Annotated in this window: 11 protein-coding genes; 3 read left to right on the top strand and 8 right to left on the bottom strand. The window is 63.9% G+C overall.

Features of this window, described 5'->3' with window-relative positions; genetic code table 11:
• The first annotated feature begins 428 nt into the window (after positions 1 to 428).
• A complete protein-coding gene (locus CIT40_RS16645; protein ID WP_094897008.1) occupies positions 429 to 1,463 on the top strand; it encodes a cysteine synthase A in 1,035 nt (344 codons plus the stop codon).
• A 31-nt stretch (positions 1,464 to 1,494) separates the two neighbouring features.
• Here CIT40_RS16645 and CIT40_RS16640 read toward each other — a convergent pair whose 3' ends face one another.
• The 8 genes from CIT40_RS16640 to CIT40_RS16605 form a co-directional block, all read right to left on the bottom strand.
• Positions 1,495 to 1,923 (bottom strand): DUF805 domain-containing protein, encoded by a 429-nt coding sequence (locus CIT40_RS16640; RefSeq protein ID WP_193550921.1) that lies wholly within the window; start codon positions 1,921 to 1,923, stop codon positions 1,495 to 1,497.
• 136 nt (positions 1,924 to 2,059) lie between these two features.
• Positions 2,060 to 4,297, bottom strand: a complete 2,238-nt coding sequence (locus tag CIT40_RS16635) for an O-linked N-acetylglucosamine transferase family protein (RefSeq protein ID WP_109862226.1) — start codon at positions 4,295 to 4,297, stop codon at positions 2,060 to 2,062.
• Between the two features lie 105 nt (positions 4,298 to 4,402).
• A complete protein-coding gene (locus tag CIT40_RS16630; RefSeq protein WP_162307523.1) occupies positions 4,403 to 6,667 on the bottom strand; it encodes an O-linked N-acetylglucosamine transferase, SPINDLY family protein in 2,265 nt (754 codons plus the stop codon).
• Positions 6,668 to 6,779: 112 nt separating this feature from the next.
• Complete coding sequence (locus CIT40_RS16625; RefSeq protein WP_162307522.1) at positions 6,780 to 9,020, bottom strand: O-linked N-acetylglucosamine transferase, SPINDLY family protein; 2,241 nt, start codon at positions 9,018 to 9,020, stop codon at positions 6,780 to 6,782.
• Positions 9,021 to 9,119: 99 nt separating this feature from the next.
• On the bottom strand, positions 9,120 to 9,857 hold the full coding sequence (locus CIT40_RS16620; protein WP_094897006.1) for an amino acid ABC transporter ATP-binding protein: 738 nt from the start codon (positions 9,855 to 9,857) through the stop codon (positions 9,120 to 9,122).
• An 11-nt stretch (positions 9,858 to 9,868) separates the two neighbouring features.
• A complete protein-coding gene (locus tag CIT40_RS16615) occupies positions 9,869 to 11,389 on the bottom strand; it encodes an amino acid ABC transporter permease (protein WP_094897005.1) in 1,521 nt (506 codons plus the stop codon).
• Complete coding sequence (locus CIT40_RS16610) at positions 11,386 to 12,591, bottom strand: amino acid ABC transporter permease (protein WP_094897004.1); 1,206 nt, start codon at positions 12,589 to 12,591, stop codon at positions 11,386 to 11,388. The genes CIT40_RS16615 and CIT40_RS16610 overlap by 4 nt, the downstream gene beginning before the upstream one ends.
• Before the next feature lie 25 nt (positions 12,592 to 12,616).
• Positions 12,617 to 13,633 (bottom strand): amino acid ABC transporter substrate-binding protein, encoded by a 1,017-nt coding sequence (locus tag CIT40_RS16605; RefSeq protein ID WP_094897003.1) that lies wholly within the window; start codon positions 13,631 to 13,633, stop codon positions 12,617 to 12,619.
• Between the two features lie 386 nt (positions 13,634 to 14,019).
• Between CIT40_RS16605 and metC the strand changes: the two genes are divergently transcribed.
• Positions 14,020 to 15,204: a cystathionine beta-lyase gene (metC, locus tag CIT40_RS16600; RefSeq protein WP_094897002.1), complete on the top strand. Its 1,185-nt coding sequence runs from the start codon at positions 14,020 to 14,022 to the stop codon at positions 15,202 to 15,204.
• Between the two features lie 155 nt (positions 15,205 to 15,359).
• The gene (locus CIT40_RS16595; RefSeq protein ID WP_094897001.1) at positions 15,360 to 17,051 is read left to right on the top strand and encodes a Na/Pi cotransporter family protein; all 1,692 of its coding nucleotides are present in this window, start codon (positions 15,360 to 15,362) and stop codon (positions 17,049 to 17,051) included.
• Positions 17,052 to 17,058: the final 7 nt, after the last annotated feature.

Here is a 17,058-nt window from a genome sequence, read left to right as displayed (position 1 = left end):
GGCCTTTCCTTTCGACCCTACCACGGCCCCCCGGGCGGGTTGGCCGCGGCCGGACATCGGATCGGACCATGTCACAAGGCCGTCCATTGCGACGAGGCTACCATTCCAATCCAGATATGATCTCGGCCGTCCTGGCACTATCTCACCCCCTCGATATCTGCTCGGCCCGCTTTTGGAAAAAAGCGGTCGTGAAGGGGCCTGGTGGCGACCGGCATCTTCCGTGCTCCGACGGAGTTCAGTCATTTCCTCCTACCGATATCCCGCCTCGCGGCCAAGCGCATCGTCGCCGGTCGCGCGGTTCGGGAATTTTACTGTTCGGACAAGCGCTTCAGCCAATTTCGCCGCAACGCAAAAGCCTTCCCCTTTGGCTTTCCAAGCACTACGTTCTGGCCAACCAGTTCAACCCCCTTGGTAGCGATTTCCCCGACATGATCATTCGAAACGACGTTGTCGAAGCCATCGGCAACACCCCGCTCATCAAGCTGAAGCGCGCCTCGGAATTGACCGGCTGCACCATTCTCGGCAAGGCCGAGTTCATGAATCCCGGCCAGTCCGTCAAGGATCGCGCCGGCAAATGGATGATCCTCGAGGCCGAGAAGCGCGGCGAGCTCAAACCCGGCGGTCTCGTGGTGGAATCGACCGCCGGCAATACCGGCATTGGCCTTGCGGTCGTCGCGAGCGCGCGCGGCTATCGCACCCTGATCGTCATCCCGGAGACGCAGAGCCAGGAGAAGAAGGACTTTCTGAAGCTGTGCGGCGCCGAGCTGCTGGAATCGCCGGCGCTGCCCTACTCCAATCCCAACAACTACCAGCATGTCGGCCGCCGCCTCGCCGACGAGCTACGCAAGACCGAACCCAATGGCGTGCTGTTCGCGGACCAGTGGAACAACCTCGACAACGCCAAGGCGCATTACGAGTCGACGGGACCCGAAATCTGGGAGCAGACCGGCGGCAAGGTCGATGGTTTCGTCTGCTCGGTCGGCAGCGGCGGCACGCTCGCCGGCACCAGCCGCTATCTGAAGGAGAAGAACAAGGACATCCGGATCGCCTGTGCCGACCCGCACGGCGCCGGCATGTACGAGTACTTCAGGACCGGCGACGCCAAGGCGACGCCGGGCGGCTCAATCACGGAAGGCATCGGCCTCAACCGCGCAACCGCGATCGTCGAGACCGCGAAGGTCGACGATGCCTATCTCATTCCTGATGCCGAAGCCGTGAGCGTGATCTACGAGTTGCTCCAGCACGAGGGCCTGTGTCTCGGCGGCTCGACCGGTGTCAACGTCGTGGGCGCCATGCGCCTCGCCAGGCAGCTTGGACCAGGCAAGACGATCGTCACCGTGCTGTGCGATTCTGGCAGCCGCTATCAGTCGAAGCTGTTCAACGCGGACTTCATGCGCGCCAAAAACCTGCCCGTGCCCGAATGGCTGGAGAAGCGCAGCAACATCAAGCTGCCGTTCGTCTAGAAAGTCGAGCGGCACCTCATCTCATCGTGCGTCAGTCGTGACGGTCGCCGCTCGGCCAGAACAACAGCGCCAGCGTCAGCACGAGATTGGCGATGCCGCCGACGATCGTGCCGGTATGATCCTGGCCGATCGCATAGGCGGGAAACCGCGTCGCGACGACATAGTCGATGATCATGAGCGCGATCCAGGCCGGGACCACGCAAACCGGGTCCCATCCGATGTCCCGGAAGCGCATCGAGTAAAGCGTCACGGTCGCCAGCGCGAAGAATGCGATCGCTGCGATCATCCCCCAACTCTTCAGGAGATCCGCGGGACGAACATTGGCCGGCGTGATGTCGCGCAGCACGGACATCGCGACTGCAAAGCAGATCGCGGTCGTCACCACCGCAAGCACGATCGTGGCCAGGAAGAACTGCAAGCGTCCCAGCCGGGTATTGAGGCCGAATACGAGGTCGAGCATTGGCACACCCTTTTGGTGCCACATGCTTACAAACAGCTTTCGGACCGGTGAAGCGGGCGGCTGCGAGCCGGCTCATGGTTTCCGGACGACTAAGCCGGTCCCAGCAATGCGGGGCCTTTATCCCCGGCGGCCAGCATCACGCACCCTCGCCGCCTTTCGAAGCCGCGACGCAATAGTCGCGCCAGAACTGGCGATACCCCTGCTCGACCCTGCGCGTGTAGACCTCGACATTGCCGGCGGCTGAGGCCGCGATCCGAGCCGGCAACTCGGCACGCAACTTCGCCAGATGCTCGGGCTGCGAGGCAAACTTGCGGGCGATCTCGACATAGCCCTCATCATCCTCGGCGACCCAGTCATCGAGACCGACGGCCGCCACGATAGAGCCGCCGGCGCGCGACGATGCGCCGTGACCGAGCTTGGCAACCACGGGAACGCCCGCATAAAGGGACTCCCAGGTGCTGACGCCGCCATTCTGCGGGAATGGATCGAGCGAGATATCGACGTTGGCGAAGGCACGCAGATGCTCGGAGCGCTCGGACGCGCCCAGACAAATGATGTTTTCTTCCGGAATCCCCTGCGCCACAAATCGTGCGAGGAGACCATCGCGCACCAGGGGATCGTCGAGCAGAGTATGCTTGACGACGATCTTCGATCCCGACACCTCGCGCATCACTTTCGACCAGACGCGGATGGCCTCATCCGAGATCTTGTTGACGCGGTTGAATACGCCGAAGGTCACGTGGCCGTTGCGGAGCATGGGAAGATCCGTAGACGGCAGGTCCAGGATGGGATCGATCGTGATCAGGCACGGCAGGTCGTAGACCTTTTCGGCCAGCAGATGCCGGGCCGATTCCGGAATGAAGACGGGATCCGCGAGCACGTAGTCCATCGTCCGAAGGCCGGTACCGGTCGCGTGTCCGAAGCCCGTGACCTGAATAGGCGCCGGCTTGCGGGCGAAGACCTGGAGCCTGTTGCCCGACGAATGCCCGGAGACGTCGATCAGGATATCGACCTTGTCGGCTTCGATACGCTCGGCCAGTTCGTCGTCGAACATCTGCCAGGCATCGACCCAGACGTCCGCCGCCGATCTGAAGTCGGCTGTCACCGCATCTTGGGTCGGCGAGCACGAATAACATACGACTTCGAAATTGCCATGATCGTGATGGCGCAGCACCGGCAGCAGGCCGAACGACGCCGAGTGGTAGCGGAATTCGGAGGAGACATAGCCGATCACGATCCGCCTGTCGGGATCGCGCTGCCGGGGTGCGAGTCCCCTTTGCGGTACCCTGGCGCCGATCGCGTCACCCCATGCCTTGCGCGTCGCCTGCTGGATGGTGAAATCGGCATCAGGGAGAAAGTCGAGGAAGTAGATCTTCCGCGCCATCAAGTCCGGATCCGGCGAAATCGCCAGCGCCGCGTCGAGATGTTCGATCGCGGAGGCGATCTCTCCCTGGTTTGCGAAACAGGAGCTCAGCAACGCCAATGCGATCGTCGAACGTGGATTTTGCTCGAGCAAGGTCGTGCAGGCCAGGATCGCCTGTGCGGTATTCCCCAGCGTGAGAGAAACCTCGGCCTTTCCGCGCAAGGCCACCTCGAGCCGGGGCGATAGTGCGAGCGCCGCATCAAAATCCGCGGCCGCCTCTTCCAGCCGCAACAATTCCGCGTTGAGACGTCCGCGCTGCGCCCAGATCTTCGCGGAATCGGACTTCAGCGCAAGCGCAGCCGCGAACGCGGCTTCCGCCTCGCCATAGCGCTTGAGCTCCATGCTCGCCACGCCCTTGCCGACGAGAGCTTCGACGTGGCGGGGCTGGAACAACAGCGCGCGAGCGAAGCTCTCCGTGGCGCGCTCGAACCGATACAGCGCCATCTCCGCAACGCCGCGATTGCAATGCGCGTCGGCATAATCGGGCTTCAGCTTGATCGCCCGCTCGTACATCTCGATGGCCTGCGCAGGCTGGTTCAGCTGTAGCAAGGTATTTCCGAGGCCGACCAGGGCCGGCGTAAAATTCGGCTTCAGTGCGATCGCCTTCTCCTGGCAGGCCCGAGCCGCCTCGGGTTTCTGAAGGGCGAAATAGACCGACGCCAGATTGGTGTGAGCTTCGTGCGAACGCGGATCGACAGCGATCGCACGTTCGAGCAGTTGCTGCGCCTCTTCCAGCCGTCCGGCGTGCTGCACGCACAGGCCGAGCAGATGCATGGCGTCGAAATGATCCGGGACAGCTTGCAGGATCTGGCGGCAGATCGCATCTGTCTCGGCATAATTACCCTGGCCATAGGCGTTCGCCGCGGCGGCGATCACGCCATCGACCTGCTTCTTCAATTTCTTCTGCAATCGCGCATTCTGGAATGCGCGCGCGCCGGCGCTGCTCTGCAAGGCGGTTCTCCGGAAGATGGCCCGACGCGAGTCTAACTGATTCGCGCAACGGGCCGTCGGGATGGAAATCGCTCCGGGATATCCCGGAGATCGCTATTGTTACGCTCAAGAGCCGATCGGCTCGGTGGCGCGAGCACCCTGGCTTTCCGAGGCCGCGGCGCAATAGTCGCGCCAGAATTGGCGGTAGCCGGCTTCGAGCGCGCACGTGTAGATCTCGACATTGCCGGCCGGCGAGGCTGCGATCTGGGCCGGCAATCCCGCGCGCAGCTTCGCCAGAAACTCGGGCTGCGAGGCGAATTTGCGCGCGATCTCGACGTAGCCGTCATCATCCTCGGCGACCCAGTCGCCGAGACCGACAGCGGCCACGATCGAGCCACCGGCACGCGAGGAGGCTCCAATACCGAGCTTGGCGACGACCGGAACGCCCTTGTAGAGGGATTCCCAGGTGCTGATGCCGCCGTTCTGAGGGAACGTGTCGAGGGAAATATCGATCTGATCAAAGGCCTTCAGATGGTCGTCGCGCGAGGTGGTGCCGAGGCAGGTGATGTTTTCCTCCGCAATGCCCTGCGCGATGAAGCGTGCGACCAGACTGTCGCGCAGCAAGGGATCATCGAGCAGACTATGCTTGAGGACGATCTTCGATCCCGGCACCTCCCGCATGATGCGCGACCACACACGAATGGCATCATCCGAGATCTTGTAGATGCGGTTGAACACGCCGAAGGTGACATAGCCGTTGCGGAGCATCGGCAGCTCGGACGGCTGCTGATTGGTGACGGGCTCCATCGTGATCAGGCACGGCAGATCGTAGATCTTTTCCGGAAACAAATGCCGAGCCGATGGCGGAATGAAGATAGGATCCGCGAGCACATAGTCCATGGTCTGCATGCCCGTGCCCGTCGCGTGTCCGAATCCCGTGGCCTGGATCGGCGCCGGCTTTCGCGCGAAAGCCTGCAGCCGGTTGCCGGTCGTGTGGCCGGACACGTCGATCAGGATGTCGACATTGTCCGCCTGAATGCGATCCGAGAGCTCGTCGTCCGACATCTGCCAGGCGTCCACCCAGACGTCCGCCAACTCCTTGAACTTGGCGGTGTACTCGTCCTCTCCGGGCCATGAATAATAGCAGATGATCTTGAACTTGGTGTGATCATGGTTGCGCAGCACGGGCAGCAGGGTCAGTCCCGCCGAGTGCTGCCGGAATTCGGCGGCGACATAGCCGACAACGATCCGCTTGTCCGGATCGAGCGGCCGCTCGGGCAGCGTCCTTTGCGGAATCTTCGAGCCGATCGCATCCCACCAGGACTTTCGCACCGCCTGCTGGACCGCGAAATCGGCGTCTGCGAGGTAGTCCAGCAAGAAGATCTTGCCCCTGATCGCATCGCCGTAATCAGGTCGGAGCGCAAGCGCCCGGTCGAGGTATTGGATCGCGGAGTCCATGTCTCCCTGGTTCGAATAAGCGAAGCCCATCAGCGCCAACCCCATCTCGGAGCGCGGATTTCGCTCGATCAGGGTCGTCGCGGCCGCCATCGCCTGCGCGGTCCTTCCCATGACGAGGCAGACCTGCGCCTTGCCCCGAAGCGCAAGTTCGAGCTTGGGCGAGATCGCAAGCGCCGCATCGAAATCCGCAAGCGCGGGCTCCAGGCGCTGCAGCTCGTAACTGAGCCGCCCGCGCTGGGCGAGGATCCTCGGCGCGCCCGGCTTGATCGCAAGCGCCGTGGCGAACTTGGCTGCCGCCTCCTCGTGGTGCCGCAGCTCCATGCTGACCATGCCGCTGCCGACGATGGCCTCCGCATGACGCGGCTGAAACAGCAGGGCGCGATCGAAACTCTCCTTGGCGCGCATGATCTGCCCGAGCACGATCTCGACCATGCCGCGATTGCAGAGGGCATCGGCATAATCCGGTTTGATCTTGATGGCGCGCTCGTGCATCTCGAGCGCCTGTTCGTAAAACCCCAGATGCATCAGCGTGTTGCCGAGATTGGTCAGCGCGACCGCGAAATTCGGCTTTAGCGCGATCGCCCTCTCCTGGCACCGCCGCGCCTCCTCGTAATTGCCGAGGTCGAAATGCACGGTCGCGAGGTTGTTATGGGCATCATGCAGCCGTGGATCGAGCGCAATCACGCGCTCCAGCAGCTGCTGCGCCTCCTCCAGGCGCCGGCCGTCATGGGCGCACATGCCGAGCAGGTGCACGGCGTCGACATGATCCGGAATTGCTTTCAGGATGTCACGGCACAGCGCCTCGGTCTCGGCATAGCGGCCCTGGCCATAGGCGTTCGCCGCAACGGCGATGATGGCGTCGGCCTGCTTCATCAGTTTCTTCTGCAATCGCGCGTTCTGGTATGCGCGCGCACCGCCGCCGCTGGTCTGCAAGGTGTCTCTCCGGAGGATGCCTTGAGGCGAGTCTAACTGATTCGCGGGCCCGGCCGGCCGGTCACCCGACCGGCAGCAGCCCCGGGATTTCCCGGGGGCAGCGCAGCAGCGACTATCCCGACTCGCCGCGTTCCGCAGCGCCGGCACAGTAATCGCGCCAGAACCGGCGATAGGCCGCCTCGACCTCACGCGCGTAGAGTTCGACGTTGCCGGCAGGCGAGGCTGCGATCCGAGCCGGCAGATCCGCCCGCAATTTTGCCAGACGAGCGGGCTGCGTCGCATAGTTGCACGCGATCGCGGCGTAGCCATCGTCATCCTCGGCGACCCAGTCGTCGAGGCCGACGGCCGCCACGATCGAGCCGCCGGCGCGCGCCGAAGAGCCGTTGCCGAGCTTGGCGACCACCGGAACGCCCGCATAGAGGGATTCCCAGGTGCTGATGCCGCCATTTTGCGGGAAGGTGTCGAGCGAGATGTCGACTTGCGCAAAGGCCAGCAGATGCTCGTGGCGCGTGGTCGAGCCAAGACAAGTGATCTTGTTCTCGGCAATGCCCTGGGCCACGAACCGCGCAACCAGGCCGTCGCGCAGCAAGGGATCGTCAAGCAGCCCGTGCTTGATGATGATCTTCGAACCCCTCACCTCACGCATCACCTTCGACCAAACCCGGATTGCCTCATCCGATATCTTGTAGATGCGGTTGAACACGCCGAAGGTCACATGGCCGTTGCGCAGCATGGGGAGCTCCGAGGGCGGCACGTCCAGGATGGGATCGATCGTGATCAGGCACGGCAGATCATGAACCTTTTCGGCCAGCAAATGCCGCGCCGGTTGCGGAATGAAGACTGGGTCGGCGAGCACGTAGTCCATGGTCTGAAGGCCCGTTCCCGTGGCGTGTCCGAAACCCGTGACCTGGATCGGGGCCGGCTTGCGGGCAAAGACGGGGAGCCTGTTGCCGGCCGTATGTCCGGATACATCGATCAGAATATCGATCTTGTCGGCCTGGATGCGATCGGCCAGTTCGTCGTCCGAAAGCTGCGCGGCGTCGACCCAGACGTCCGCGAGAGGCCTGAACTTCCCGGTGATCTCGTCCTGCAACGGCCAGCAGGAATAGCAGACGATCTCGAACCTGGTGTGATCGTGATGGCGCAGCACCGGCAACAGCGCGAATGCTGCCGAGTGGTTCCTGAATTCCGAGGCGACATAGCCGACGACGATCCGCTTGTCCGGATCGAGCTCCCGGGGCGGCAATGTCCGTTGCGGCAGTCTGGCGCCGATCGCATCCCACCAGGATTTTCGCGCCGCCTGCTGGACCGCGAAGTCGGCCTCGGGCCAATAATCCAGGATGAATATCTTGCGCGCGATGGCATCCGCATAGTCAGGCGTGATCTCGAGTGCCGCGTCGAGGTGCTCGAGCGCAGTGGCGACGTCTCCCTGGTTGGCATAGCAGGCGCCAAGCAGCACGATAGCGTAATCGGACCGCGGATTGTCCTCGAGCAGGGTCTTGACGGCCGCAATCGCCTGCGTCGTGTTCCCCAGCAGAAGGTTGACTTGCGCCTTGCCACGGAGCGCGAGCTCGAGCCGCGGCGATTGCGCCAGAGCCGCATCGAAGTCCGCCGCCGCCTGTTCCAGCCGGTGGAGATCGAAATTGAGCCGTCCGCGCTGCGCCAGAATTCGCGGTGAACCCGGCTTGATCGCGAGGCCTGCTGCGAGGGCGGCTTCCGCCTCCTCGTAGTGGCGGAGCGCGATGCACACCATGCCCTTGCCGGCGATCGCTTCGGCATGACGCGGCTGAAACGAGAGAGCGCGGTCGAAACTCTCCTTGGCGCGCTCGGATCGGCCGATCATCAGTTCGGCCATGCCGCGGTTGCAGAATGCATCGGCGTAGTCTGGCCGCAGCCTGAGAGCGCGCTCGTGCAGTCCGATCGCCTGTTCGCCGAGGCCAATGTTCAGGAGGGTATTGCCGAGATTGGTCAGGGTGATCGGACAATTCGGCTTCAGCGCGATGGCCTTCTCCTGGCACGCGCGGGCGTCCTGGAATTTCTGGAGGTCGAAATAGACGGCGCCGAGATTGCCATGGGCATCGGGCGAGCGCGGATCGAGCGCAACGGCGCGCTCGAACAGTTGTTGCGCCTCCTGCAGCCGTCCGCCCTCATAGGCGCGCAGGCCGAGCAAATGCGTGGCGTGGAAATGGTCCGGAACCTCCTCCACGATCCCGCGGCAGAGCGTCTCGGCTTCCGCAAATCTGCCCTGCCGGAGAGCCTCGACCGCGAGGGACATGACGGCGTCTGCCTGCTTCCTCAACTTCTTATGCAATCGCGCATTCTGGTATGCGCGCGCGCCGACACTGCTCTGCAAGGTCTCTCTCCGGAGGATGGTCCGAAGAGAGGCAAAGCTGATTCGCTGGTGCCAGGCTGGCGAGGCAGTCAGGCCGGCGCGGCTTCAGGAGGCAGGTGCTCAGCGCAGGATCTGGCTCAGGAACAGCTTTGTGCGTGCGTGCTGGGGCGCTGCGAAGAACTCGTTCGGCGTGTTGGCCTCGATGATCTGCCCGGCGTCCATGAACACGACGCGGTTGGCGACCTCGCGGGCAAAGCCCATTTCGTGGGTGACGACCAGCATGGTCATGCCTTCCTCGGCAAGGTCCACCATGGTGTCCAGCACCTCCTTGACCATTTCAGGATCGAGTGCCGAGGTCGGCTCGTCGAACAGCATGACCTTCGGGTTCATCGTCAGAGCCCGCGCGATCGCGACGCGCTGCTGCTGGCCGCCGGACATCTGCCCCGGGAACTTGTTGGCCTGATGCGGGATCTTGACCCGCTCCAGGAACTTCATCGCGTTGATCTCGGCGTCCTTCTTCGGGATGTTGCGCACCCAGATCGGCGCCAGCGTGCAGTTCTCCAGCACGGTGAGATGCGGGAACAGGTTGAAGCTCTGGAACACCATGCCGACCTCGCGGCGCACCGCGTCGACGTGCTTGAGGTTGGGCCCGAGCGCGATGCCATCGACGACGATCTTGCCCTCCTGGAATTCCTCCAGCGCGTTGATGCAGCGGATCAGCGTCGACTTGCCGGAGCCCGAGGGTCCGCAGATCACGATGCGCTCGCCTTTCTCGACCGTGAGGTCGATGTCTCGCAGCACGTGAAAATCGCCGTACCATTTGTTGAGGCCGGAAATCTTGACGATGGGGTCGGACATGGTGACCTCGATCAGTTGCGACGGTGGGCGTTGAGGCGGTGCTCGACGAACAGCGAGTAACGCGACATTCCAAAGCAGAAGATGAAATAGATGATCCCGGCGAAGGCGAAGCCGGTGAACGCGGTCGACGGCGTCGACCATTTCGGGTCCGAGAACGAGGCCCTGAGCGATCCCAGCAGGTCGAACAGCGCCACGATCGAGACCAGCGAAGTGTCCTTGAACAGCGAGATGAAGCTGTTGACGAGGTTCGGAATGACGTGGCGCAGCGCCTGCGGCAGCACGATCAGCGAGGTCGTCTTCCACCACGACAGCCCCAGGGCGGCAGCCGCCTCGCCCTGCCCGCGCGGGATCGCTGCGAGCCCGCCGCGGACGTTCTCGGCCTGGTAGGCCCCCGTGAACAACGCGATGCCGATCAGCGCGCGGACGAGACCGTCGACGGTGAAATTCCCGGGCAGGAACAGCGGCAACATGTAGGTGGCAAAGAACAGCACGGTGATCAGCGGCACGCCGCGCCAGAACTCGATGAAGGCGATCGAGAAGATCCGGATCAGCGGAATGGTGGAGCGGCGGCCGAGCGCCAGCGCGATGCCGATCGGCAGCGAGGTGACGATGCCGGTGACGGAAACCACCAGCGTCACCAGCAGGCCGCCCCACAAATTCGTCGTGACGACCGGAAGTCCACCGCGATCGAGCCCCATCAGCTTGATCACGAGCGCGATGGCGAGAAAGGTCGCGATGCTCGAGGCGAGCGCGCGCCAACCGGTGCGCAAGCCGCCGCCGAGGCCGAAGGCGATCGAGGAGACGATGACGGCCGTCACGGCGAAATCGCCCCAGACCGGCTGGCCCGCCCCCTGGATCTGATCGCGCAGCCATGTGAGCGGAAGGATCAGCCAGGAGATCGTCACGCCGACCAGCACGATCAAATTCCCGACCACCCAGAACAACGGCGCGACGGCGGATGTCTTGCTGACACCGAGCACGGCCTGCCCGGCGCCGATGATGCTGTCGTCGAACAATTCCAGCACGCCGGCGGTCCAGCTGAGGCCGAAGCCCTTGATACCGCCACCGTGCAGCAGAAAGAACGCGACCACAGGAAATGCGAAGAAGAACAGGCTGGCGTTGAGCGCTTTCGCCGGCAGACGCGGTACGAGCAGCGGCACCAGTAGGGCCACCGCGAGGATGAAGGTGAGGTCGACCCGCCAGCGCTCGGCCTCGGGATAAAAGCCGTAGATCAGTTGCGGCAGCTTGGCCTGGATGTAGGGCCAGCAGGCGCCGACCGCAAAGCCGGCATTCTCCGTGAGGCATGCTGCGCGGTCCTTGCCGCTCCAGACCGCATCGACCATCAGGAACTTGACCGCGGGAATGATGGTGAACCACAACAGCAAGACGCCCACGATCGTGAGCAGGATGTTGGTCGGCGAGTTGAACAGGCGCGTGCGCATCAGCCCGACGAAGCCCGTGGTCTTCACCGGCGCCGGACGTTCGGCGAGCAGATCCTTCCGGACGAAGCTGCTCGAGACGATGTCGCTCATGCGCCCAGACTCCGGCTGACGCGCCAACCGTAGACGCTCATGATCGCGCTGGTGAGCAGCGAGATCAGGAGATAGATGCCCATCGTCATGGCGATGATCTCGATCGCCTGCCCGGTCTGGCTCAGCGACGTGCCGGCGAACACGGAGACGAGGTCGGGGTAGCCGATCGCAACCGCCAGCGACGAGTTCTTGGTGAGATTGAGGTACTGGTTGGTCAACGGCGGCACGATAACGCGCATGGCCTGCGGCACGACGACCAGCCGGAGCGTGGCGCCGCGGCTGAGGCCGAGCGAGGCCCCCGCCTCCATCTGCCCCTTGTGGACGGACAGGATTCCGGCGCGCACGATCTCGGCGATGAAGGCGGCGGTATAGGTCGACAGTGCCAGCGTCAGCGCCACGAACTCCGGGATGATCCGCGAGCCGCCGGCGAAGTTGAAACCCTTGAGCTGCGGCAGCTCGAAGGTGAACGGCAAGCCGAACACCAGCATGGTGGCAAGCGGCAGTCCGACCAGCAAACCCAGCACAGTGGGCCAGATCCTGATCATTCGCCCTTCCTGAAAAAGCGCGCGCCGCGCATGGAAACGCAGGGCCAGTGAGGCGACGATGCCGAGCGTCAGCATCGCCATGAACGGCTCCAGGCCGCTGCCGCCGATCGGACTTGGAATGACGAGGCCACGGTTGCTGATGAAGGCGATGCCGAGCAGCGAGATGCTCTGCCGCGGATTGGGCAGGGCCGCGAGCACCGCGAGGTACCAGAACAGGATCTGGAACAGCACCGGCAGGTTGCGGATGATCTCGACGTAGATCTCGCCGACGCGCGACAATAGCCAGTTGGGCGACAGCCGGCACAGCGCGATGATGAAGCCGATCAGCGTGGCGAAGACGATGCCCACCACCGAGACCACGAGCGTGTTCAGGAGCCCGACCACGAACACGCGCAGGAACGTGTCGGAGCCGGTATAGGAGATCAGGGTCTGGTTGACGTCGAAGCCGGCATTGTTCCTGAGGAAACCGAAACCGGCGGCAATATGCTGGTTCTCCAGATTGGCGCGGGCATTGGAGACGATCTCATAACCGATCCAGCCCAGGATCGCCGCGAAGGCAAACTGGACGGCAACGCCGTTCCAGCCTGCCTTGCCGCCCAGAATGCGCCTGATCTTCAGCGCGATCTGGGGCGGCGGATTTCGGGCCTCGGTGCTCATGCCGCTGCCAGCGGGTCAGAGGCGATCAGCGGATCGGCGGCGCGTACTGAAGACCGCCCTTGTTCCAGAGATTGTTGAGACCGCGATTGATGGCGAGCGGCGAGCCCGCGCCGACATTGCGATCGAACACTTCGCCGTAATTGCCGACCGCCTTCACGATCCGCACCACCCAGTCCTTGGTCAGGCCGAGCTGTTCGCCGAAATTGCCGTCGGTGCCGAGGACGCGCTTCAACTCGGGATTTTCCAGCTTCGCCTTCTCGTCGACGTTCTTCGAGGTCACGCCGAGCTCTTCGGCGGTGACCATCGCGAACAGCGTCCACTTCACGATGTCGAACCATTGGTCGTCGCCATGACGCACCATCGGGCCGAGCGGCTCCTTCGAGATGATCTCGGGAAGCACCATGTGGTCGTTGGGATTGGCAAGCTTGAGACGGTTGGCGTAGAGGCCCGACTGGTCGGTGGTGAAGACATCGCAGCGTCCGGCCTCGTAGGCCTTGACCGTTTCGTCGTTGGTGCCGAACGCGATCACCTCGTACTTCATGTTGTTGGCCTTGAAATAGTCGGCCAGATTCTGCTCGGTGGTGGTGCCGGTCTGCACGCAGACCGAGGCGCTGTTGAGCTCGAGCGCCGAATTCACCTTGAGCGACTTCTTCACCATGAAGCCCTGCCCGTCATAATAGGTCACGCCGGTGAAGTTGGCGCCGAGCGAGGTATCGCGCGAGATGGTCCAGGTGGTGTTGCGCGAGAGCACGTCGATTTCGCCGGATTGCAGCGCGGTGAAGCGGTCCTTGGCGGACAGCGGCACGTACTTGACCTTGGTCGCATCGTTGAAGATCGCGCCGGCGATCGCGCGGCAAACGTCGACGTCGAGGCCGGTCCAGTTGCCCTTGTCGTCGGGCGAGGAGAAGCCCGGCAGGCCCTGGCTGACGCCGCAGGACAGCATGCCGCGGTCCTTGATGGTCTTGAGCGTTTGCGCATCGGCCGCCTGGGCGGAGAGGCCGGCGGCGAGAGCAAGGGTGAGAGCCAGGGTTACGCGTTTCATGGGCTTTGGGCCTTTCAAAGTCGTCTTAGGGAACGTTGTCTCAGGATCATCTCTGCCAGAGCCAGGCCTATCAAGGCCAGCCCTGCAAGAGTCATGCTGGAAACCTTGCCGAACACCCGCCGATCCCGGGAGGCCATACCCTAGTCCCCGCCGCGGCGCCCGCCGATATGGCTGTGGCGCAAGGTTCGGTCAGACGATGGACGAAGGTCGCGGCAGGCCCCTCAACATGCGGCGACTGAACAGCACCTGCGCATTGGAGGGTGGCTGGCGTGCCGGGTCAAGGGGTTGACGGGACTCTTCTGTGTTCTGTTATTAAAGTCAGCGGCCTTTCGGCCAGCCCGTCAGGCGCCAGGCCCGAGCGGAAACGCGGTTTTGAAAGCAGACGCATGGATTCCTCGCACCCCTCCCAGCAGCATGCCGAGACCCGGCTGGTCACCTCCGGCCGCGACACCAAGGCGCAGAAGGGGTTCGTCAATCCGCCGGTCTTTCACGGCTCGACCGTGCTCTACCCGACCGCCGAGGATTTGCACGCCCATCGTGGCGAGTTCACCTATGGCCGCCACGGTTCCCCCACCACCAAGGCGTTCCAGGAGACGCTGATGGCGTTGGAGGGACCGCAATGCGCCGGCGTCGGCATCGTCCCGTCGGGGCTGTCGGCGATTTCCACCACCCTGCTCTCGGTGCTCAAGGCCGGCGACCATCTCCTGGTCTGCGACAACGTCTATCGGCCCTCGCGCAATTTCTGCAACGGCATGCTCACCCGCTATGGCGTCGAAACCACCTATTTCGATCCGATGCTCGGCGCTGGCATCGACAAGCTGTTCAAGCCGAACACCCGCGCGGTGCTGGTGGAGGCGCCGGGCTCGCAGTCGTTCGAGATGCCCGACATTCGCGCCATCGCCGAGGTCGCGCATGGGCGCGGCGCGCTCGTCATCGACGACAACACCTGGGCGACGCCGCTCTATCACCGCTCGCTCGAACAGGGCGTCGACATCAGCATGCAGGCCGCCACCAAATATATCGGCGGCCATTCCGATATCATGTTCGGCACGATCTCGGCCAACGCCAAGGCCTGGCCGCAGGTTGCGGAAGGCATCCGCCTGCTCGGCGTCTGCGCCGGTCCCGACGACGTCTTCCTCGCGCTGCGCGGGCTGCGCACGCTGTCGGTGCGGCTGGCGCAACATCATCGTTCCGGGCTCGACATGGCGCGCTGGCTGGCCAGCCGGCCCGAGGTCGCGCGCGTCCTGCATCCGGGGCTCGAGACCGATCCCGGTCACGCGATCTGGAAGCGCGACTTCACTGGCGCGTCCGGCCTTTTCAGCATCGTGCTGAAGCCGGCGCCGCAGAAAGCGGTCGACACCATGCTCAACACGCTCAAGCTGTTCGGCATGGGTTTTTCATGGGGCGGATTCGAAAGCCTCGCGATTCCCTTCGATTGCGACGCATATCGCACCGCGACCAAGTGGTCGCCCGGCGGCCCGACGCTGCGTCTCCACATCGGGCTCGAGAGCGTCGATGATCTCAAGGCCGATCTCGATCGCGGCTTTGCTGCCCTCAAGGCGGCAATGTGAGCTTGCTCACAAGGCACAACGCCTGCGGACGCGCCAACGCGCGCCGCGGGAACGTGCAGCTGGCGCAAACGTTAACGCCGCTGCGCCAACAAAAGGTTTGAACCTCAAGCATTTGGCGCTAGCCTCACCAATCGACTCCAATCCGGACACGGAGCATGGGAACGTTGGTTCTTCTCGATCTGATGGGCGGCGTTGCGCTGTTGCTGTGGGGCCTGCACATGGTCCACAGCGGGATCCTGCGCGCCTTCGGTCCTGACCTCAGGCGGCTGCTCGGCAAGGCGCTGAGCAACCGCGTCAGCGCTTTCGCTGCCGGCCTCGGCCTCACCGCGCTGCTCCAGAGCAGCACCGCGACCGCCTTGATCACGAGCTCGTTCGCGGCCGAAGGCCTCGTCAGTCTCGCCGCTGCACTCGCCATCATGCTCGGGGCCAATGTCGGCACGACGCTGATCGTGCAGGTGCTGTCGTTCAACATCGCAGCCGTTGCGCCGGTGCTGTTCGTGCTCGGCCTCGTCGCCTTCCGCTCCGGCCCGCGATCGCGGATCAAGGACATCGGCCGCGTCTGCATCGGCCTCGGCCTGATGCTGCTCTCGCTGCACATCCTGCTCGATACGCTGGCGCCGGCGGAGAACGCACCGGGCGTCCGAATCGTGATGTCGGCCATCACGGGCGATCCCATCCTGTGCATCGTCATCGCCGCCCTCGTCACCTGGGCCGTGCATTCGAGCGTCGCCAGCGTGCTGCTGATCATGTCGCTGGCCTATTCGCAGTTCATCATGCCTGAGGCGGCGCTGGCGCTGGTGCTCGGGGCCAATCTCGGCAGTGCCATCAATCCCGTATTCGAAGGCGCCAGGCGTGACGATCCCGCGAGCTATCGCCTGCCGGTCGGCAATCTCGTCAACCGCATGATCGGCATTGCCCTGGTCCTGCCCTTCCTGGGCGCGATCGCCGGGCACATGCAAGCCTGGCAGCCCGATCTCGCCAGGATGACGGCGGCTTTCCACATTGCCTTCAACGTCGGCACCGCCGTGATCTTCATCGGCCTGCTCGACACCATGTCGCGCCTGTTGACCCGCTTCCTGCCCGATCGTGTGCAGGAGGCAGATCCGGCCCGTCCGCGCTATCTCGACGAGACCGCGCTGGAGACGCCGTCACTGGCGCTCGCCGACGCCTCTCGCGAGACGTTGCGGATGGGCGACCTCGTCGAGGTCATGCTGCGCAAGGTGATGGCGGCGATGATGACCGGCGACCGTGCGCTGGTCGACCAGGTCTCCAAGATGGACAATTTCGTCGACGGCCTCGACGAGGCCATCAAGCTCTACGTGACCAAGCTGATGCGGGGCAGCCTCGACGAGAGCGAAGGACGGCGTGCGATGGAGATCATCTCCTTCGCCATCAATCTCGAACATATCGGCGACATCATCGACAAGAGCCTGAGCGAACTCGCCACCAAGAAGATCAAGCGACGCTTCCAGTTCTCGGCGGAAGGGGCGGACGAACTCGCTGCCTTCCACAAGCGCACGATGGACTCGCTGCGGATCGCCTTCGGCGTCTTCATGTCGGGCGACGCCAACGAGGCGCGCAAGCTGCTGGTGGAGAAAACCGCGCTGCGCAACACCGAGCTTGCCGCGGTCGAGCGGCATCTCGACCGCCTGCGCGAGGGCCGCCCCGAAACCATCGAAACGACCTCGTTGCATCTGGACGTGCTGCGCGACCTCAGGCGCATCCACTCGCACATCTGCTCGGTCGCCTATCCCGTGCTGGACGCGGCCGGCGTGCCGTATCGCAGGACCGAGGCTGAGACAGCCGCGCTGCCGGCATCGGGCACGGCCTCGGCCATGCCGCGCTGACTGTTTT

The sequence above is a fragment of the Bradyrhizobium amphicarpaeae genome, from assembly GCF_002266435.3.
GTDB classification, from domain to species: domain Bacteria; phylum Pseudomonadota; class Alphaproteobacteria; order Rhizobiales; family Xanthobacteraceae; genus Bradyrhizobium; species Bradyrhizobium amphicarpaeae.
Note: the sequence above shows the minus strand (reverse complement) of the source record. Positions and strands in the feature narration are given on the sequence as shown.